We start from the raw sequence: 19641 nt of genomic DNA on the forward strand, positions 1-19641 counted from the left end.
GGCGGCCGTACCAGGTCGTTCCGTCGGGGATGGACTACCTGTAATGAGTGAATCACCAAGAGACTCCAGCGCCGAACCTGCCATTGTCGACATCGTCGGCGTCGGGTTCGGTCCGGCCAACCTCGCGTTGGCCATTGCTGTCGAAGAACACAATGCAAATTGTGCGGCCGTTGATCGGGTGAACGCGCGGTTCTTCGAAAAGCAGTCTCAGTTCGCGTGGCATCCCGGGATGCTGCTCGACGGTGCCACCATGCAGATCGCGTTTCCGAAGGACCTGGTGACGTTCCGGAATCCACAGAGCGGATACAGCTTCTTCTCGTATCTGTTCGAGCAGGGTCGACTGGTCGACTTCGTCAACCACCAGACCTTCTTCCCCACGCGCCACGAATTCAACGACTACCTGTGCTGGGCAGCTCGACGAGTCGACGCGGACGTGCAGTTCGGTACAACCGTCGACGGGGTCGAGGGCATCAAGAACTCCGACGGCGTTGTCGATCGCTTTGCGGTTCGCACCGCCGACGGTGAAACGGTGATCGCGCGCAACATCGTTGTCGGAGCCGGACTGAAAGAGCGGATCCCGGAGTGGGCGACGCCTTCGTCGCGGTGCTTCCACAATCACCAGTTCCTCTTCCATCTCGAAGCAATGCCGGAGCCCGTACACAACCGGTTCGTCGTTCTCGGCGCCGGCCAGAGTGCCGCGGAGATCGTGGACTACCTGCACGCGAACTACCCGAACGCCGAAGTTCACAGTGTTTTTGCCCGTTACGGCTACAGCCCGGCAGACGACAGCCCGTACGCGAACCGCATCTTCGATCCCGAAGCCGTCGATCAGCTGCACGGTGCAGACGCCGCGGAACGACGCCGACTGCTCGATCTGCACCGCAGTACCAATTACTCGGTCGTCGACATCGAACTGATCAACAAGCTGTATGCCACCGAATATCAGGAGATGGTTCGTGGGCCGCGGCGACTGTTCATGCGTCGGGCCTCGGAGATCACGAGTGCCGTGGAGACCGAATCCGGCATCGAACTGGCTGTCCGTAGCAATCTCGACGGCTTGACCGACACGCTGGCGTGCGACGCACTCATTCTGGCCACGGGTTTCACCCCGGCACCTCTGGACGATTTGTTGGGTGAACTCGTGCCGGATTCGTCCGTTCCGCGTAACGTCAGTCGGGATTATCGACTGGCTGTAACGGAGGACGTGACAGGCGGTATCTATCTGCAGGGTGGGACAGAACAGACTCACGGATTGACGTCGTCGCTGCTGTCGAACGTGGCAGTGCGGGCGGGGGAGATTCTGGCGTCGGTGCTGAGCCACCAGAACCGAACTGGTGCGCTTGCTAGTCTGGGCGCACAAGACACGTACGTAACGAGTGAGGCGAGATGAGCACTAACCCTTTCGATGACGAAGACGGCCGCTTCTACGTGCTGGTGAACGACGAGGACCAGCACTCGCTGTGGCCCACGTTTTCCGAGGTCCCCGCCGGCTGGCGAGTGGTGTTCGGTGAAGACAGCCGCAAGGCGTGCCTCGAATACGTCGAGGCCAACTGGACCGACATGCGTCCGAAGAGCCTGCGTGAGGCCATGGAAGCCGATCAGGCTGCCGGTGGAAAGCACGCAGTCGAGAGCTGATTCTCTCACCGCTCGGAACCCCCGAGTGAACAGAAAAGAGCTGGGCACCGTCAGGTGCCCAGCTCTTTCTGCTTGAACGACGCCTACTTCTCGGTGACGGGAACTCGACGCCTGCGCTTGCGGACCATCGGGCGACGTAGCGAGTCCACGCGCATCAGAATCCGTGGACGACGCAGCGTGCGCGCTCCCCATTCGCCGAGCGTGACGCCCGCGGCCAGGGCGCAGCCGATGCCGAAGGCCGACAGCAAGGCAGTCAATCCGATCAGTACCTGGTCGTTGAGCAGCGCGTACAGGCCTCGGTACAGCGACAGACCGGGGAGCAGCGGAGTGATGCCTGCGACCGCGACAACCAGCGGAGGCGTCAGTGCGCGGCGAGCCATCAGACCACCGGCAAGACCGACCACGGTTGCGGCGATTGCGGCGGCGATCACGGGACCGACGTCGAGTGTCTGCACGAAGATCGACACACCACTGCCTGCCGCACCGCCCAGGAACGCCGCGGTGAGTGCACGCCGCTCGGCGTAGCAGGCGAGCGCGTAGAACACCGACGCACACGCACCGGAGAGCATGAGGATCGGCAACTGCGTGATGGTGGAGACTTCCACATTGATCGGTGGAAGCGTCGAACCCAACATCCCGGTCATTCGCAACGAGATTGCGACGCCCGCGATGATGCCGCCCGTCATCATCACCACTTCGAAGAATCGCGCGACAGCTGTAATGGGTGCACCCATGATCGCGTCCTGGACCGAGCCCACCAACGACAGCCCGGACAGTAGTACGACCACTCCGGCCGCGATGACCAACGACGGCCGGATACTGATCCCCAGCTGGTCCTGAAATGTATAGAGCGTGGCGGCAGGCGCAGCCGCGATGAGACCACCGACAACCTGCTGGAAGAAGAACGGCAACCCGAACCGGTTCAGTACGCGGTTGACTCGATCGATGACCATCGTCGTCAGAAACGCGACTGTGGCAACGAGGAACCCACCCCCGAGCAGGACGGAGACCGAAGCCGCCATCGCAGCCCAGGCCATGGTCGCGGTCCATCGGTTGTACGGGTGCGGCGCCGTCGTGATGGCTGTGAGCGCGTCGTGCGCTTGGTCCGGTGTGATCGCCTCACGGCGGATACGACGTGTCAGACGGTCGACGGCCGCCAGCCGCGTGAAGTCCATCGAGCGGTAGTGGACGATGCGCATCGTGCTCGCCGGCGGTCGCGTCGGGCCGCGATAGGCAGAGAGCACAATCGAGTTGTAAGTGACGTCGACGTCACACTGGGCAAGGCCGTACGTGGCGGCGATGAACTGCACCTGCTCAGCGGTGTCCATGGCCGCGGTTCCGGATGCGAGGAGGACTTCGCCCACCCGAACCGCGAGGTCCAGGACCTCTGCGACGACGGCGTCGTCTGTCAGGTCGATCGGTTGAAGCGGTGCGGGAGCCGACGTGACCGTGTCGACGGTGGCTTGCCGGTTTCCCGTCAGGCGTGTGAGTACTTCGGTGAATTTCGCCATCAGGGGGCGGAGTGGGAGTTGCGCATGGGGCCCACGCTATCTAACGTGACCCGCGCGCGGCCACCGTGACGGCTTGGATATGATGGCTCCGCAAAGTCAGTCGCGGCAACGCGTCGGTCTTCGCCTCCTTAGCTCAGTGGTAGAGCACTCGCCTTGTAAGCGAAAGGTCGTCGGTTCAATCCCGACAGGAGGCTCCGAAAGAGGAGGCACTCACCAATGTGGTGGGTGCCTCTGTATTTGCTGAGGTGCCGATAGGCGCCCGGTTCAGTTGGTCTCGGGCTTGTTCGTAGCCTGGCGCGGGTCGATCGCGCCGTCGATGTACTGCTGGGCGATCACTCGCAGTTTGACGTTGCTGCGCTGCGAGTCCTGGATGAGAATGCGGAAGGCTCGGTCGGCGTCGACGTGGTGGGTGCCCATGATGATGCCCTTGGCCTGTTCGATGACGCCTCGCGATTCGAGTGCTCGCTCGAGGTCCATTGCGTGCTTTCTGGCGATGTCGAGGCGCTGCGAGCTGTGCAGCGCGTAGGCCGAGGTCACGGCGAACAGTTGGAGCAATGCCACGTCGGCGCCGGTGAAACCTCGGAGGTCGTGGCTGTAGAGATTGAGGGTTCCGAGCGGGCGTTCCCGGCCAGGCAGTGGCATGGACAAGAAGCTGACAGCGCCGACTGCCTTTGCCGCGCTTGCGAATTGAGGCCACCGGCTGTGGGCTTCGCTGGCATGTGCGCGGACAACGGTTCCCGTGCGTGACGACGTCACACTCGGTCCGTAGTCCAGTCGGAATTGGATCGAGTCGACGGTGCGAACAAGTTGGTGGGTGGCGGCGACGGTTCGGAATGTCGTGTCCGAACCGCCGATGGTAATTCCGGCCATGTCGGCGTCGGCGATGAGATCGACGGCATGCCTGCAGACTTGTTCGAGAAATTGCTCGGCCTGGGCATGTGGATCGAGGTGCGCGTACAGCGATTGCAGGGCGTCCGAGGCGGCGTCCAGGCTGTCCTGCGACGCGGAATTTCGGCCCCCGGTAGGGCCGCGGTGTCCTCTGGCGATGCGCGGCGCCGTCATTGTCTCAACCACCCTTCCCCATCACGTCGCAGGCATGTCCGATTCGTCTCATTGTTGCACCGGACTAACTGTTGTGCACTCTGTTTCGGTGGACAAGTGTCTGATGGGGCGGACGGTTATGTGAAGTGGACTGCGTATGCCCAATCGTGATGTTTGATTCGGCCGTTAGCGGGTAGTGCGCCGATCTTGGAATTATGTTGTCCTGCAACAGTTAACGTGGAAACTGCGACCGGGGTACAAGTTTTCTCCGCAATGGCGCGCAGGTCACGAACTTGGCCTATTGTCAGCGCCAGCGCACAATCTTGTACGCGTAACCCGTAGACAGTGAAGGGGATACGACGATGAACGGACTGATCGCGGCTCTGAACAGTGGAATGACCGTTGGCTTGGCCAACACGATCCTGACTTTCGGCGGAATCATCATCAACCTCAACATCGTGATCAACAACTGACCGCGTAATCGGGGAGTAACCGTTTGTTATGCCGATTCGATCGGAAGGTCAGGCCCTGGGCGGTCGCTCTTGCTCTTGAGCCACCGATTGGGAAGTTTGCCGGCAAGTTCTCCGAGTGGACCGACTGCAGCGCTGAGGATTCCGACGGTTTCCTGAAGGACCTCGATGCTCGCGCTCATCCGCTCGAGGTTGGGGGCGAGGGAAGTCAAGGTGTCGGACAGTGCAACGATCTGGTCAAGCGGGCCGCCTTCGGCGATGAGCCGTTCGAAGGCGCCGTTCTCTGCCAGGAGTGTTTCGAGGATGCCGTTCTCGGCCAGTGCGCGATCGATGACACCGTCCTTGGCAGTCAGGCGTTCGACGGCACCGTCTTGCGCTGTCAGGCGTTCCAGCGGACCGTCCTCCGCCATCATTCGGTCGAGGAGACCGTCCGGCGCGAGCAAGCGTTCCAATGCGCCGTTCTCGGCGAGCACTCTATCCAGCGGTCCGCCGGGGGCAAGAAGTCTTTCGAGTGGTCCGCCGGGAGCGAGTAGTCGTTCGAGAGTGCCGTCGGGTGCAGTCAGTTTGTCGACCGGGCCGCCGGGAGAGAGAAGTCGATCGAGTGGCCCACCGGGGGCCAAGGCCTGCCCGATGGGCCGATCGTCAGCGGTGAGCGATGACAACTGCTGGATCATCTGCATGGGTCCGCGGGGGCTTGCCAAGCCGGCAGCACCCGCCGTCACGGCGCCGGTATTACCGACGGCGATACGAACTGTCGTGACCGTCAGCTCGGCGATTCCCAAACTGATCTCTGCGGCTGCAATGCCCGCGCGTAGGGGAAGCGTGAGCATCTCCAGCAGTTTCATGCGTTAACTGTAACCGGTAACACACAAACACTCACCAGGATCGCCGGTCAGTGAAGGACCTTCAGACCGACGACACAGCCGACGATGCCCAGGATCAGCAGTATCTTGACGATCGACGTGGACTCCGCGCCGGTGATCATCGCATATCCCACGGTCAGGGCGGCGCCGATGCCGACCCAGATCGCGTAGGAAGTCCCGATGGGAAGGGTACGCATTGCATACGCGAGGCCGGCCATACTGACGATCAGGCCGAGGACGAAGACGATGGTGGGCGACATCTTGCTGAATCCGTCGGACTTACCGAGTGCGGTAGCCCAGACAGCTTCGAAAAGTCCGGAAATGACGAGCACGATCCATGCCATGGTGAACAGCTCCCAAGGCACCGTCTTTTCGCTGGCCGGGTACGGTGCGCTCGTCCGGATGTCGTCGTTGACCACCCAACCATAGCAACAGAATTCTGCGTTCCGACCCGATCAGCTGGCGATTTAGGTCACCACCGCCGTTCGAACTCTCTTCAGATGGATGGTCGACACGGCCACCACGATCGTCGCCGTCGCAGCGAGAACAGTCAGAGGAATCGGCGTGTTCACGGCGGCCGGTCCGTGTTCGACGAGCACACCGGTAGACCACCCGAATTCCCGCGAGCCCGGGTCCAAGAAGGTCGGTGAAACCGAGAACAACGTGAAAGCGACGGGCAGCATCGCCCCGCTCGAGACTGCTCCGACGGCAACAGGCATGCATGACGTGACGGCCAGTCCCAGCGCAAGCGGGAGGATGAGGACGTAGGCAACCGTGGTCGGGGCGGCATCCAGCAATCCCGAGAGTGCAGTCACGGCAAGGAGTCCCAGCCCGAGTTGCGGCATCGGTCTTCTCCAGCCGACGACGACGCCCAACGCCAGGGCAGCAGCTCCCGCGGGCATCGCCCAGGTCCAGTCGGATGGAAAGGAAATCGAGCTGACCGAAACCGCGCTGACTGCCAGTCCGACGAGTACGAAACGACCGTCGTGTGGCGGCAACCGCCAAGCCAGTGCGACGGTAACGGCAACCGCCGATACCACCGCGATCACCCATGACCCAGGTGATGTCGTCGAGCCCAACCACACATAGAGAGCCGTGAATACCAGGGGCAGAACAACTCCCAGCTTCACCAGGCGTGCGTCGATGTCGCCCGGCTCCTGATTCGGTCGTGCGAGTGCGGCGACTCCACCCACGAGAAGAGTTGCGGCGAGCAGAATCCAGACGGGAACCGTGGACGGCACGGGGTAGGAATCGCCCGGAAGTGTGAGCGACCACCTGGGGACGCGATCGCGCCACAAGTCCGCTGCGCCGAAGTAAAGGGTCGTCGTGGTTACGCCGAGTCCGAGAGCGGTTTGTGCTCCGCGGTGACCCTTCGTCGGAAATGCCGCTGCCGCGAGGAAAGCGCCTGCTCCGATTGCGTTCAGAGTCACCGAAATCTGGGCGGAGACGGGGACGAATGCAGGTAGCGCGATGGCGAGGGCGCCGACTACAGCGAAGACACTCGCGAGACCGCCACGTCCCCAGCGATGCAGTAGCGCTACGCCGACGGCCGCAACCACAGCGGCAGTTGCTCCCGCCCACTGCGGCGTGATCACCACCGAGATAACGCCGGCGTCGGAGAAGGAGAAGTCGTCAACTCGGGACTCGGCCACTGCGTACGCGGCTACCACACCGCCGACCAGCGCGGACGCCACAGGACCGTAGAGCTGAGCGATTTGAACTGGGCTACGTTGCTGCATAATTCGTCGAATTTTTGCACAACTCGCCTATACGACTTATCGTCACATCGCCGTGCGGATCAATCCACACCGGTTCCCCGTCTCGAAGTCGAGGAACCAGCAGATGGCGTCCTCGACTCGGCCACTGAACGAAGTCGTAGCCGGCCAAATTTGTCTGAACTGCGTCGGCGACCCACACCGCAGCGTCCGCGAATGCAGTCTCCATCGACAGTGCGTTGAAGTAGCTGAATCCGCTGATGTCACGTGTGCCTTGCCAGCCGATCGTGACGTTGTAGTCGCTGTTGATCGAAAATTCCCAGATCAAACGGTCGACAACAACTTCAGGTCCGAATCGCAGGCAACGCAGATCTTGGGCAACACCTGCGAGGGCCTGTGCCCAAGACTCCGGTGGCGCGAAGCCGGGATCCTCGCCGGTATCGGAGTTGTTGGTGAACAGAGGAATACGCCAGGTCAAGCACTCCATGTTCCACAGTGGGGGTAGTGACATGCCGCATCCTTCCGATTCGTGGGCCTGCACCCCAGCTTTTCAGCTGCACCCGGCTTTTCACCTGCACCCGGCTTTTCACCTGTACCTAGTCCATCACATGCACTCGGCCGTTCACAGGAAGCTCCCAGGGAACATACAGCGGGAATCCAGTGGCAGGGGAGAAGATGGTTCTCGTGACCGACAAGACCCCCGAAGCTCGCATCCTCGTTGTCGACGACGAACCCACCATCGTGGAGTTGCTCTCCGTGAGCCTCCGATTCCAGGGTTTCGAGGTGGCAACTGCTTCGAGCGGCGCCCAAGGCCTGGACGTCGCACGGACATTCCGTCCCGACGCGATCGTTCTCGACGTCATGATGCCCGGGATGGACGGCTTCGGTCTGCTTCGACGCCTGCGCGCCGACGGTGTGGACGCGCCCGTCCTGTTTCTGACGGCGAAGGATTCGCTCGACGACAAGATCAGCGGCCTGACCCTCGGCGCGGACGACTACGTGACCAAGCCGTTCAGCCTCGAAGAAGTCGTGACGCGGTTGCGGGTCATCCTGCGCCGCGCCGGTCGCGGTGTCGCGCCGGAGCAGTCGCCGCGGGTGAAGTTCGCCGACATCGAACTCGACGACGACACCCGCGAGGTCTGGAAGAAGGGCGAGTTGGTTGCACTCTCGCCCACCGAGTTCACACTGCTCCGATACTTCATGGTCAACGCCGGGACGGTTCTCAGCAAACCGCGGATTCTCGACCACGTCTGGAATTACGACTTCGGTGGGGAGGTCGGAGTTGTCGAGTCCTACGTTTCCTACCTGCGGCGCAAGGTGGACACGGGGGAGACACCGCTGATTCACACATTGCGTGGGGTCGGCTACGTGATGCGTGAACCGCGGCAATGATCGCCGCCGCGGAAAACGATCAGCTTCCGAAGCGGGGTCGTTTCCGTCTCCATTCACTGCCGCTGCGCTTCACCCTGGTTGCGGCCTTGCTGGTGTTGGCCGCGCTGGGTCTGTTGGCGTCGGGTGTAGCGGTCACTTCTGCTCTCGAGAATTCACTGACCCAGCGAACCGACAAAACGCTGTACGAAGCGGTCGACGGTTGGGCAAAGCCGCACAGCAGAGATCTGCAGCCGCCCAGTGACGTCGGCCCGGGCACCCGCCCACCCAGCCCCTTCTTCGTTCGGACCGTGACCCCGGACGGACGGGTGATCATCCTGAACGACAAGTCGACGACGACCGAACCCGACCTGTCGATAGATTCCACCAACGGCCCGATCACCGTCGGATCGAGCGACGGTTCGGACGTGAACTGGCGGGTTCTCACGACGGTCCGCGACGGCACGACCACGACTATCGGTGTGCGACTGACGGATAACGAGCAGACCGTCGACGACTTGGTCGGCCTGCAACTCGGCATCGGCCTGGTTGTCCTGCTGATCCTCGGCGGCGCAGCGTATTTCGTGGTTCGTCGGAGCCTCCGTCCGCTTGTCGAAGTGGAAGAGACTGCCGCTGCCATTGCCGCCGGCGACCTTCATCGACGTGTTCCGGAGCGCGATGACCGCACCGAGGTCGGTCGACTGTCCGTGGCGCTCAACGGAATGCTCGCACAGATTCAGCACGCATTTGCCGCGACCGAGGCTTCGGAGGAATCGGCCCGGCGTTCCGAGGAGAAGATGCGTAGGTTTGTCGGCGACGCGAGCCACGAGTTGCGCACACCCTTGACGACTATTCGTGGGTTCGCCGAGTTGTATCGCCAAGGCGCCATGACTGATACGAAAACGCTGATGAACCGGATCGAGGGCGAGGCGTCGAGGATGGGACTTCTGGTCGAAGATCTGCTCATGCTGGCAAGACTCGACGAACAGCGTCCACTCGAGAACAAGCCTGTGGATCTGCTTGCAGTTGCGGCGGATTCGGTACAGGCGGCACGAGCGATCGCACCGGATCGAACTGTCGAACTTCAGATGACCGGCGGCCCAGGCCTGCCCGAAGTGCATGGTGACGAGGCCAGACTGCGTCAGGTAGTTGCCAATCTGGTGGGCAACGCGATCAAACACACGCCGCCGGATGCGCAGGTCACCGTTCGTGTCGGTACGACCGAGAACTCCGCGGTGGTCGAGGTTTCGGATACCGGTCAGGGTTTGAGTGACGAGGATGCCGCGCGGATCTTCGAGCGTTTCTACCGCGCCGACACCTCTCGCACCCGTGAGACCGGGGGCGCCGGTCTCGGCCTGTCCATCGTTTCGGCTTTGGTTGCAGCGCACGACGGAACCGTCAGCGTCGAGACCTCCCTCGGGCAGGGGACGACGTTCCGCGTCGAATTGCCGCGTGACCCGAAGGACGACTGACGCCGGATTACCGCAACCGGTCCCCTCAGAAGTAGGTGTGCACCGTACCGACGACGCGGTAATCCGAATCGACCTCGGGAATCAGTGACCACTTGTCGAATGTGGTGCAGGGATGCGAGATTCCGCAACCGAGCAGATCGCCGACCTTCACGTCGAAGTCAGCCGGAACGTCGACGTACGCGTGCTGGTCGTTGAGTGCGGTGATCGTCAGCTCTCGCGCTGATCGGTTGGATCCGTCGCGTCGGCGCCACAGGACGATGGGAAAGCCTGCGTCGGAACCGACATCGCGGCGGCCGAAGCCCAGGATCACCCGTCCGGGTTCAGGTATGGAGAGCACTACACCCCAGACCTCTGCGGCTCCCTGCAGAGTTCGCGGACCGTCAGCCCACGGCGAAGTTTCGGCATAGAGACCGTGATCATGGGTGATATAGCAACCGCTGCGCAGCACGATGCGTACACCGTTGTCCACTGCCCACCGTCCGGCCAGTTCGCGCACAACGAGATCGTGAAACGCACTGCCGCCGAAAGTGACCAGTGGTCGGGGAGCCTTCGGAGAATTGTTCTCGAAGAGGTTCTCGGCCACACAGATTTCCGTGAAAACCCGCGCGGATTTGAGATACGAATCGACGGAGATACGGCGGGCTGCTACCGAGGCTCCGGGCATCATGCCCTCGAACCCCTCGACTCCGGTGAGAATCAACGAAGGTGCCTGCGATGCTGCGCGTGCGACGTCGAGTGCTTGCTCGACAGTGCGAGCGCCCGCGCGTCCGCTGTCGTAGCCGAGTTCGACGAGAACCCGGATACGGCTGGCCGGTGAGACTTTCGCGATCAACTGTTCCATCAGGCGGACGCTCTCGACCGAGTCCACGAGGGTGGTGACGAAGAAATCGGGGTCGGTGGCCTGGGCGTCGCAGATCCACCGAATGCCGGCGGGATCGAGAACCTGGCTGGCGATGATGATGGTGTCCACACCGAACTCACGCAGAATGCGTGCCTGCGCGACGGTTGCCGCCGTCATCGCCCAAGCCCCGGCGTCGAGTTGCCGTCGAACCAGTTCGGGGCTCATCGTGGTCTTCGCGTGAGGCGCCAGATCCACATCGTGGTCGGAGCAGAACTGCGCCATGAGGTCGACATTGTGCGCGATCGCTGCACGGTTGAGTGTCATCACGGGTAGCAGGAGGTTGCCGTCGAGTGCCGAGATCCCCAGCGGCTCGAGGTCGGAACCGTCGCGACCTTCGAGGTCGGTGCCGAAGGCCTTGTGCTGCCAACCGATCGGGGGGTTCGCGAAATCCGTCATGGCATCGATTGTGCCGTTGATTGCAGACGATGTGTTCATGTGTGGTGACTTTCTGTCAGAACTATGCAGGTCAGAATGAGATCCGGCTACGAGCGGCGTACCGGGCGACCAGGCAACGCGTCCTGGACCACGACACCGTCTTCGACGACGGGTACTCCGCCGACCAGCACGCGGCTGATACCGGTGGAGGGGCGGGTGCCGTCGATGTACGTGGCGTTGTCGGTGATTCGCTCGGGGTCGAAAACGAGGATGTCCGCGTCGCTACCGGGGCTGATCCGGCCTTTCGTCGCCATCGAGGGAACCGACTCCTCCAGAATCTGCGCAGGGATCAACGAGCAGCGCGCGATGATCTCCGACAGCGACAGCAGTTGACGCTCGCGGTACAGCGTACGAATCGCACGTGCATAGGTGCCGGCGCCGCGGGGGTGGCCGAGTGCCTTCTCCGGCAGTGGCCACTGCAATGCGTCGGCAGGCGAACGGCCGGGCCAGGTCAGTGGCATCGCGTCGCTCGCGATGGCGGCGCGATCGAAAGTCATCGCCCGTTCGAGGAATTCGCGCTGCACGGTGTCGTTCTCGTCGAGGAACTCCACCAGCACCAACCCACCGGGGTCGGTGGCCCGAAGATGTTCCAGCTGCTTGCGGTCCGCGATACGTTCACCGGTGGGTACGAATGTCAGCGACCGTGGTGTCAGATTCATCAGGTGCAGCTTGTCGGGATCGAGAAATGCAGCTCCGACGGCCGTCGACCCGGAACCGTACGGATACGCCTCCGTCGTGACGCGCGATCCGGCTGCCTGAACCTGTGCCACCACCGACAGCGCGTGGTCGACGTGCATTCCCGAGGTGCTGTTGACGTGGCAGTAGTGCATGTGTGCGCCGGTTTCGGCTGCTGCACGGGCGATTTCGACGGCACCATCCACCGGGCTCGACGGATCGGCCGAGATGAGAGGGCGCGCATGGGTATAGGTGGGAACACCGGCTCGCGCCGCGAGATCCGCCACCTGTAGGTACTCCACCGGATCGGATTTCGGCGCGTACCCGACCACCACGCCGATGCCGAGAGCGCCTGCGGCCAGATCGTTTTCGAGGAGTTCGAGAATGTGGGCGCGCTGAGAGGCGGTGGGCTCGCCCTGCCAGCTCGGGGAACCGAGATGGTGCAGGAGCGTTCTGATGTCGCCGTCGGGATCGGCCCCTGAGAGTTCGATCATTCGGGCGTGCGCCCACGACGTCGCGTAGCCGTAGTTGATCGGGCGGCCCTCGGCGCCGGCCCGGGCATATGCCTTTGCAACAGGAATGACGCCGGCTTCCAGTTCGAGGGCCGTCGTGACTCCGTCCAATGCCTGAAGTCGCTGCTCGGCGATTTCCTGTCCGTGGCTGTGCAGGTCGATGAATCCGGGGCAGATGACCTGACCGGTCACGTCGATCGTCTGCCGGGCTTCGATCGCGTCGCGACCCCACGCCGAGACCTTGCCGTCGGTGATCGCGATGCCCCGAACCTCGTCGGTCCCCGATGCGGGATCGACGACACGGCCGCCGGTGAACACGATGTCGTGGACCTGCATCAGCGCTGCACTCCTGTCGTTGGTCGAACCGCCTGGCCCGGCGAATGTCCCGATGGTTTCACGGCTCGGGTATCGGATTCTGGTGTGAACGTCCCAAATGGAGGCCGACTCACCGTTCGAGCGGACAAGAAACGGATGCGCTCGAGTGTGAAGGTGAAAGCGAAGTTATCAATTCAGCCGATTGAGATCGATGGAGGACAGGAATGCACGTCTATATTTCGGTGGACATGGAGGGTATCGCGGGTATCGCGACGCTCGATCAGACGATCCGCGGCGGTGGCGGCTACCACCGTGCGCAGATGCTCATGACCGCCGAGACCAATGCCGCGATCGCCGGTGCGTTCGACGCCGGTGCGACGAGCGTCCTGGTCAACGACAGCCACGGAACGATGGACAATCTGCTTCACGCCGACCTGGATCCACGGGCGCGTCTGATCTTCGGAACACCGAAGATGCAGTGCATGGCGGAGGGACTGACGTCCGATCACGACGTCGCGCTGTTTGTCGGCTATCACGCACCCGCCGGTGGGCCCGGCGTCCTGGCGCACACGTTCTCGAGCTTGTTCGCCGACGTCCGCCTCGACGGCAAGTCCGTCTCGGAGACCGACGTCAACACCCTCTACGCTGCCACCCAGGGCGTTCCCGTCGGCCTGGTGACGGGTGACGACATCATCTGCGGCTTGGTCGACGCGGCCTCGCCGACAACCGAGACCGTCGAGGTCAAGAAGGCACATGGATGGTCGGCAACCAATTCGCTGCCGCCGTCGCTGGCGTGCGAGCAGATCCGAGCAGGAGCCGAGCGCGCAGTGCGTAAGGCCGACACGCTGAAGCCGGTCGAGCTGCGTGACGAATGGACCCTCGAGATCGTTCACCCCACCACCACGGGAGCTGAACTCGCCGAGGCTGTTCCCGGCTCGCGACGGATTTCGGATCGTACGATTTCGCACACACTCGGCAGCGTCGACGACATTCTCGGTCTGATCACTGTCAATGCCCGGCTTGCAGCCGCAGGCGTCTCGACGATCGTGGCAGTCGCCAATCGCACGTAGTGAAGTAGCGACTCCATCGCGAAATGCCGCCGACGCCGTGTGCGCCGGCGGCATTTGTCATCTCTTGGGGCAGAACATGTTCCGACCGACCAAACGTTGCTTCGGCTATTGGTGAAACGGACCAATGCGGTAGACGTGTTCGCTGTCACACTTCATCAGTCTTTTCAATGTTCCAGTCCATGCGGCACAAGACAATTCGGGAGGTTTGATGAAGGCGGAACGCGTCACAGTGGAAGGACCGTCGCGGGCGAGCGACGGTCCGGTTCGAAATATGATGGACAACAGGTCGATTCGTCGTACGACCACCGTTACGGTGGGGCTGCTCAGTACCATCTGGTTGATCGACATGGTGGATCGCGTCATGATCGGGCTTGCGCTTCCGATGATCGGCGACGAATTCTCGCTCAGCAGTACGCAGTTGGGTGGCGTGGTCTCGGTATTCGCGATCTTCTACATGCTCGGGCAGGTCCCCGGCGGAATGTTGGCCGACCGCTTCGGACCCAGGCCCCTGTTGATCGTTGCTTTGATCCTGTGGTCGGTGTTCACAGCGTTGACAGGGTTCGCGTGGGGTCTCGTCTCGCTGATGGTCATGCGTGCGATGTTCGGCATCAGCCAGGGGCTCTTTCCAGCGGCGTCGTTCAAGGCTTTGGCTGAGCGGACGCGTCCGAAAACCAGGGCGACCGCGATGGGTTTCATGCTCGGCGCCAACAACCTCGGCCCCGGCATCGCACCGCTGATCATCGCGCCGGTCCTCATGGCCGTGGGGTGGCGTGACGCGTTCTGGCTGGTGGCGATCGTCGGCGCAGTGATCGGCACGGTGGTGTGGTTGGTGCTGCCCGCACCGCTGGACACGGAAATCTCGGAAGATCCCGAGGCAGCCTTGCAACCTCTGGCGAGCGAGCACTCTCGCGCCGCGGTGTTCAAGTCCGCGTCGGTGTGGAAGTTCGCGATTCTGTTCTGCCTGGCCAACATGTCCGCGTACGGGCTGATGACCTGGGTGCCGAGTTATCTGCTCAACGACAAGGGACTCTCGCTGATCGACACGGGAATCTTTGCCGCAATCCCCTTCATCGTCACGGCGCTGGCCACGATTGTGGGCGGGCGGTTGGTGGACAAGTACTTCCACGACCGGGCCAGGATCCTTCTGGTTCCGTGTATGGCCACGTCGGCAGTCCTTTTGTTCCTGATGACCACCGCTGACACCGTCGCGATGTTCACGTTCTACGAGACGTTGGCTCTAGGCATCAGCGGTCTGTGTTCGATGTCGATCTTCGCGATGCCGTTGCGGGCACTTCCGGCCGAATTCCTCGGTTCCGGAATGGGTTTGATCAACGGTTGTGGTCAGTTCGCCGGTTTCATCACCCCGCTCGTGATGGGATGGATGGTGGACCAGTTCTCGTACATGGCTGCATTCGGAGTCCTGGTCGGAGCGACGAGCGCTGCCGCATTGGTGGCCATGATCGTTCCGCAGACCCCGGCGAAATTCTGACAAGGAGACCGAAGATGTCGGCAACGGACGGCACACGAAAGATCGAAGACGACGTCGTCACCGATTTTTCCGGGAAGATGAGTTACGGGGCCTACCTCGGACTCGATACCCTCCTGGATTCGCAGCACCCGGTGAGCGAGCCGGAACACCACGACGAACTCTTGTTCATCATTCAGCACCAGACCAGCGAGTTGTGGCTCAAGCTGTTTCTCCACGAGATACGGGCGGCCAGAGCAGCGATCGCTGCCGACGACATTCGGGTTGCGTTCAAGCGGATCGCACGTGTCAAACATATTCAGGCCACCTTGACCGAGCAGTGGTCGGTGTTGGCGACACTGACGCCGGCGGAGTATGCGGAGTTCAGGGGCGTTCTCGGCAACTCATCGGGGTTCCAGTCGTACCAGTACCGCGCCGTGGAATTCGTGCTCGGAAACAAGAACGCGGGCATGCTGAAGGTGTTCGAATCGGATCCGTCCGCCCATCGATTGTTGGAGACCCTGCTCGGGGAGCCGACACTGTACGACGAGTTCTGGCAGTACCTGTCCAGGCAGGGGTACGACGTTCCGGCGTCGGCTCTCGAACGAGACGTCAGCGCGCCCTACGTGCGAAACGACGAACTGATTCCGCTGGTCAAAGCAATCTACGAGAACGTCGAACAGCACTGGACGGCGTACGAGGCGTTCGAGGAGTTGGTCGACCTCGAGGAGAGCTTTCAGCTGTGGCGGTTCCGGCACCTTCGGACCGTGCTGCGGGTGATCGGCATGAAGAAGGGGACCGGCGGTTCGAGTGGTGGTGCCGGCTTCCTGCAACGTGCGCTGGAGTTGAGCTTCTTTCCCGAGCTGTTTGCCGCCCGAACAGAGATCGGTACCTGACACACCTGCTTGATGGCACCCAGCTGTTCGTGACACACGACGAATCCGAGCCCGAAGGACAGGAGTCTTGGACAAGATCCGACAGGGTCGCTTCGACCAAGCTTGACTGCGAAGTTGCAAGTCGGTGACAGGAGAGCGTCGGAGTGGACAAGAAATCAATGGTGGCAGACCTGGCGGCGTTGGTAACCGCTGAGTCGCCCAGTTCCGATCTCGGCGCAGTCGATGCATGTGCGGACGTGGTGGCCGAAATCGGCGAACGCCACCTCGGAAGCACCCCCGAACGTATCCGCATCGACGGGCGTCAGCACTTGCGTTGGTCGTTCGGCGCGGAGCCGAAGGTGATGCTCCTGGGCCATTTCGACACCGTCTGGCCGCTCGGAACGCTCGCGGAGTTGCCCTGGTCTGTCACCGACAACATCGCCACCGGACCCGGAGTCTTCGACATGAAGGCCGGCATCGTCCAGCTCTTCCATGCGCTCGCATCGCTTCCGTCGCTCGACGGGGTGGTCGTGCTCCTCAATTCCGACGAGGAAATCGGCTCCCCGACCTCGCGCGCACTGATCGAGGAGCAAGCACGTCAGGTCGACGCGGTGCTGGTCCTCGAAGCCGCAGCCGACGGCGCAGTGAAGACCGCGCGCAAGGGTATGTCGCTGTACTGCGTCGACATCGAGGGACGCGCTGCACACGCCGGACTGGAACCGGAACGAGGTGTGAACGCCGTAGTGGAGCTCGCACACCAGATTCAGGCCGTGGTGGAGCTCGCGGACCCGGTGGCGGGAACGTCGGTGGTGCCGTCCGTGATCAGTGGCGGCACGACCACCAATACTGTTGCAGCGCAAGCGCAACTGTGGTGTGACGTTCGCATGTGGTCGGCGAAGGAACAGGAACGCATCGACCGTTCGATCCGTGCACTGACACCGGCGCTGGCCGAAAGTCGAATTTCGGTGTCCGGAGGCCCCAACCGTGGACCACTGGAATCAGTGTCTTCGGAGAAGCTGTACTTTCTCGCTCACCAGGTCAGCAGTGAGAGCGGGTTGGGAATGCTTCGCGACTGCGCAGTCGGCGGTGCGTCGGACGGAAATTTCACCGCTGCAGTCGGAACTCCCACGTTGGACGGCCTCGGTGCCGTCGGCGGTGGTGCCCACGCAGCGACAGAACACGTAGAGATAGATCAGATGATCCCGCGCGCCACCTTGTTGGCCGGTCTGGTGACTCGAATCCTGGAGGGAGGACTGTGACGATGACGTCGCCGAACAATGTCCAACGCAAGACCGTTCAACCATTCGGAGGTGTATCGCCTTCACGGATGCGGCAGGCAATCAGCCAGGCCGAGCAGGCCGCTCTGCTTGCATGTGTGACTATCGAAACCGTCACCGGGCATGCCGAGTTGGAACAGGTATTCGGTCTGTTCGAGAAGGTATGGCAGCCGGAGAGCGGTAACCCTCCCGTCCATCGGGACATGATGAAGGCGCTCGCACACTCCGGTAACTACGTCGCCGGCGCGTTTCGTGGCGGGGATCTGATCGGCGGCTCGGTTGCATTCTTCGAGGAACCGCAACACCGTTCGTTGCATTCGCACATCACGGGGATCCTCCCGAACGTGCAGAACGGGCACATCGGCCTCGCGTTGAAACTGTTCCAGCGTGCGTGGGCACTGGAACGGGGAATTCTCCACGTGCGGTGGACTTTCGACCCGCTCGTCGCACGCAATGCCTACTTCAACGTCTCGAAACTCGGTGCGTTCCCGATCCAGTATCTGCCGCGTTTCTACGCGCCGATGAACGACAGCCTCAACGGCGGCGCAGACAGCGACCGGTTGTTGATCGACTGGGAAATCGGTAGTAGCAAGGTTGCCGACGTCGTCGCCGGTTCGGGAGAAGTCCCGACTCCCGAGTCCTTGGGGGCGAGCGAACTGCTGTCCGTCTCCGAAGCCGGCCTGCCCGTGTTGAAGTCGACCAAGAATCGATTCGTCACGGTGGCTACACCGAATGACGTGTACACACTGCGTAAGTCGGACCCGGCGGCGGCGAACGACTGGCGCCTGGCAGTCCGCGAGACTCTCGGTGGTGTGCTCGCCGAGAACGGAGTGGTTCTCGCAGTTACCAGAACCGGAAAGTACGTGCTGGACCGTGCGCCGGGAACACAGGCAGGCAGGACAACAGCGGAGGTTACATCGTGAAGATCGAAGGAGTTGAATTACGCCGGGCGGCAATGCCGTTGAAAGCGCCGTTCCGTACCTCGTTCGGCACCGAGACCACCAAGGACGTGTTGTTCGTCAAGGTCGTCACCTCGGAGTCGGAGGGCTGGGGCGAGTGCGTGGCGATGTCCGAGCCTCGCTACTGCTCCGAATACACGGACGGCGCCGCCGAAGTCCTTCGTAAGTTCCTGATTCCGTCTCTGGGTGAACTCACCGATCCCGACGTGCACGCACTGAGCGCGACGATGGAACAGTTCGCCGGGCACCCCATGGCCAAAGCGGCATTGGAAACCGCATTTCTCGACGCCGAGTTACGGGCTGCCGGGACGAGCATGTCTTCGTACCTGGGTGCAGTAGTCGATCGCGTACCCGCGGGTGTCTCGGTGGGTATCAAGAATTCGATCGATGAGCTGCTAGAGGAGGTAGGCGGGTTCCTCGATGCCGGATACCTGCGCATCAAACTGAAGATCGAACCGGGCTGGGACATCGAGCCGGTTCGCGCAGTCCGCGAGAGGTTCGGCGACGACGTACTCCTCCAGGTCGACGCGAACACCGCGTACACCCTGGCTGACGCCCGCCATCTCCAGCGGCTCGACGACTTCGACCTCCTGCTGATCGAGCAGCCGCTTCCCGAAGAGGAACTGCGTGGCCACGCCAGGCTGGCCGAGATGATGCGGACGCCGGTCTGCCTCGACGAGTCGATCACCTCCGCGAAGGTCACCGCCGACGCGCTGGCAATCGGTGCGTGCAGCGTGGTGAACATCAAACCGGGACGTGTGGGCGGTTATCTGGAATCGCGTCGTATCCACGACGTCTGCAAGGCCAACGGAATTGCCGTGTGGTGCGGCGGAATGCTCGAGACCGGAATCGGCAGGGCCGCCAACGTCGCGCTTGCCGCGCTCCCCGGATTTGCCCTACCAGGCGATACATCGGCTTCCGACCGGTACTTCGCCGAAGACATCACCGAGCCGTTCGTACTCGACAACGGTTACGTGAAGGTTCCGGAAGGACCGGGTATCGGCGTCGAACCGATCCCCGACCTGCTCGAAGCAATTACCACGTCGGTCGAATGGATCGGCATGGATCGGCTTTGACGAATC

18 protein-coding genes, 1 tRNA gene and 1 riboswitch are annotated in these 19641 nt (G+C 62.3%); of the genes, 11 read left to right on the forward strand and 8 right to left on the reverse strand.

Annotated elements, in window-relative coordinates:
• Nucleotides 1–43: 43 nt before the first annotated feature.
• Both AC1Q6C_RS24420 and AC1Q6C_RS24425 read left to right on the forward strand, forming a co-directional pair.
• Nucleotides 44–1390 carry a lysine N(6)-hydroxylase/L-ornithine N(5)-oxygenase family protein gene (locus AC1Q6C_RS24420; RefSeq protein WP_007734359.1) on the forward strand — a complete coding sequence of 449 codons (1347 nt, stop codon included), beginning with the start codon at nt 44–46 and terminating at the stop codon, nt 1388–1390.
• A complete protein-coding gene (locus tag AC1Q6C_RS24425; protein WP_003945538.1) occupies nt 1387–1635 on the forward strand; it encodes an MbtH family protein in 249 nt (82 codons plus the stop codon). Before AC1Q6C_RS24420 ends, AC1Q6C_RS24425 begins: the two co-directional genes overlap by 4 nt.
• 83 nt (nt 1636–1718) lie before the next feature.
• On the opposite strand, the gene AC1Q6C_RS24430 is transcribed toward AC1Q6C_RS24425, so the two are convergent.
• A complete protein-coding gene (locus AC1Q6C_RS24430) occupies nt 1719–3146 on the reverse strand; it encodes a threonine/serine exporter family protein (RefSeq protein WP_007734361.1) in 1428 nt (475 codons plus the stop codon).
• A gap of 122 nt (nt 3147–3268) precedes the next feature.
• Here AC1Q6C_RS24430 and AC1Q6C_RS24435 point away from each other — a divergent pair.
• Nucleotides 3269–3340 (forward strand) — tRNA-Thr (locus tag AC1Q6C_RS24435).
• 70 nt (nt 3341–3410) lie between these two features.
• Here AC1Q6C_RS24435 and AC1Q6C_RS24440 read toward each other — a convergent pair.
• The 5 genes from AC1Q6C_RS24440 to AC1Q6C_RS24460 form a co-directional block, all read right to left on the reverse strand.
• Nucleotides 3411–4208 carry a GAF and ANTAR domain-containing protein gene (locus AC1Q6C_RS24440; RefSeq protein ID WP_003945473.1) on the reverse strand — a complete coding sequence of 266 codons (798 nt, stop codon included), beginning with the start codon at nt 4206–4208 and terminating at the stop codon, nt 3411–3413.
• Nucleotides 4209–4686: 478 nt separating this feature from the next.
• The gene (locus tag AC1Q6C_RS24445) at nt 4687–5502 is read right to left on the reverse strand and encodes a hypothetical protein (protein WP_003945831.1); all 816 of its coding nucleotides are present in this window, start codon (nt 5500–5502) and stop codon (nt 4687–4689) included.
• 47 nt (nt 5503–5549) lie between these two features.
• Complete coding sequence (locus AC1Q6C_RS24450; RefSeq protein WP_007734365.1) at nt 5550–5864, reverse strand: DMT family transporter; 315 nt, start codon at nt 5862–5864, stop codon at nt 5550–5552.
• Nucleotides 5865–5878: 14 nt separating this feature from the next.
• Nucleotides 5879–5944, reverse strand: a riboswitch (guanidine-III (ykkC-III) riboswitch).
• Nucleotides 5945–5987: 43 nt separating this feature from the next.
• On the reverse strand, nt 5988–7259 hold the full coding sequence (locus tag AC1Q6C_RS24455) for a hypothetical protein (protein WP_228401903.1): 1272 nt from the start codon (nt 7257–7259) through the stop codon (nt 5988–5990).
• On the reverse strand, nt 7246–7746 hold the full coding sequence (locus AC1Q6C_RS24460) for a hypothetical protein (RefSeq protein ID WP_063314994.1): 501 nt from the start codon (nt 7744–7746) through the stop codon (nt 7246–7248). The genes AC1Q6C_RS24455 and AC1Q6C_RS24460 overlap by 14 nt, the downstream gene beginning before the upstream one ends.
• Before the next feature lie 164 nt (nt 7747–7910).
• On the opposite strand from AC1Q6C_RS24460, the gene AC1Q6C_RS24465 reads away from it, so the two are divergent.
• Nucleotides 7911–8627 carry a response regulator transcription factor gene (locus tag AC1Q6C_RS24465; protein ID WP_007734368.1) on the forward strand — a complete coding sequence of 239 codons (717 nt, stop codon included), beginning with the start codon at nt 7911–7913 and terminating at the stop codon, nt 8625–8627.
• Nucleotides 8624–10075: a sensor histidine kinase gene (locus AC1Q6C_RS24470; RefSeq protein ID WP_230359509.1), complete on the forward strand. Its 1452-nt coding sequence runs from the start codon at nt 8624–8626 to the stop codon at nt 10073–10075. Before AC1Q6C_RS24465 ends, AC1Q6C_RS24470 begins: the two co-directional genes overlap by 4 nt.
• Nucleotides 10076–10100: 25 nt before the next feature.
• Here the strand turns inward: AC1Q6C_RS24470 and AC1Q6C_RS24475 are convergent, their stop codons facing one another.
• Nucleotides 10101–11411, reverse strand: a complete 1311-nt coding sequence (locus tag AC1Q6C_RS24475; protein ID WP_492666855.1) for an alanine racemase — start codon at nt 11409–11411, stop codon at nt 10101–10103.
• Between the two features lie 47 nt (nt 11412–11458).
• On the reverse strand, nt 11459–12934 hold the full coding sequence (locus AC1Q6C_RS24480) for an amidohydrolase family protein (protein WP_003945627.1): 1476 nt from the start codon (nt 12932–12934) through the stop codon (nt 11459–11461).
• A gap of 203 nt (nt 12935–13137) precedes the next feature.
• Between AC1Q6C_RS24480 and AC1Q6C_RS24485 the strand changes: the two genes are divergently transcribed.
• From AC1Q6C_RS24485 to menC, 6 genes are all read left to right on the forward strand, one after another.
• Nucleotides 13138–13983: a M55 family metallopeptidase gene (locus tag AC1Q6C_RS24485; protein WP_007734371.1), complete on the forward strand. Its 846-nt coding sequence runs from the start codon at nt 13138–13140 to the stop codon at nt 13981–13983.
• 208 nt (nt 13984–14191) lie between these two features.
• Nucleotides 14192–15472 (forward strand): MFS transporter, encoded by a 1281-nt coding sequence (locus AC1Q6C_RS24490; RefSeq protein ID WP_037132270.1) that lies wholly within the window; start codon nt 14192–14194, stop codon nt 15470–15472.
• A 14-nt stretch (nt 15473–15486) separates the two neighbouring features.
• Nucleotides 15487–16344 carry a tryptophan 2,3-dioxygenase gene (locus AC1Q6C_RS24495; protein WP_211921517.1) on the forward strand — a complete coding sequence of 286 codons (858 nt, stop codon included), beginning with the start codon at nt 15487–15489 and terminating at the stop codon, nt 16342–16344.
• Between the two features lie 143 nt (nt 16345–16487).
• On the forward strand, nt 16488–17582 hold the full coding sequence (locus tag AC1Q6C_RS24500) for a M20 family metallopeptidase (protein WP_051649497.1): 1095 nt from the start codon (nt 16488–16490) through the stop codon (nt 17580–17582).
• Nucleotides 17583–17584: 2 nt separating this feature from the next.
• Complete coding sequence (locus tag AC1Q6C_RS24505; protein ID WP_230359511.1) at nt 17585–18523, forward strand: GNAT family N-acetyltransferase; 939 nt, start codon at nt 17585–17587, stop codon at nt 18521–18523.
• Nucleotides 18520–19635 (forward strand): o-succinylbenzoate synthase, encoded by a 1116-nt coding sequence (gene menC, locus AC1Q6C_RS24510; protein ID WP_064111855.1) that lies wholly within the window; start codon nt 18520–18522, stop codon nt 19633–19635. Before AC1Q6C_RS24505 ends, menC begins: the two co-directional genes overlap by 4 nt.
• Nucleotides 19636–19641 lie beyond the last annotated feature (6 nt).

It is taken from the genome of Rhodococcus sp. MT28, assembly GCF_058792695.1.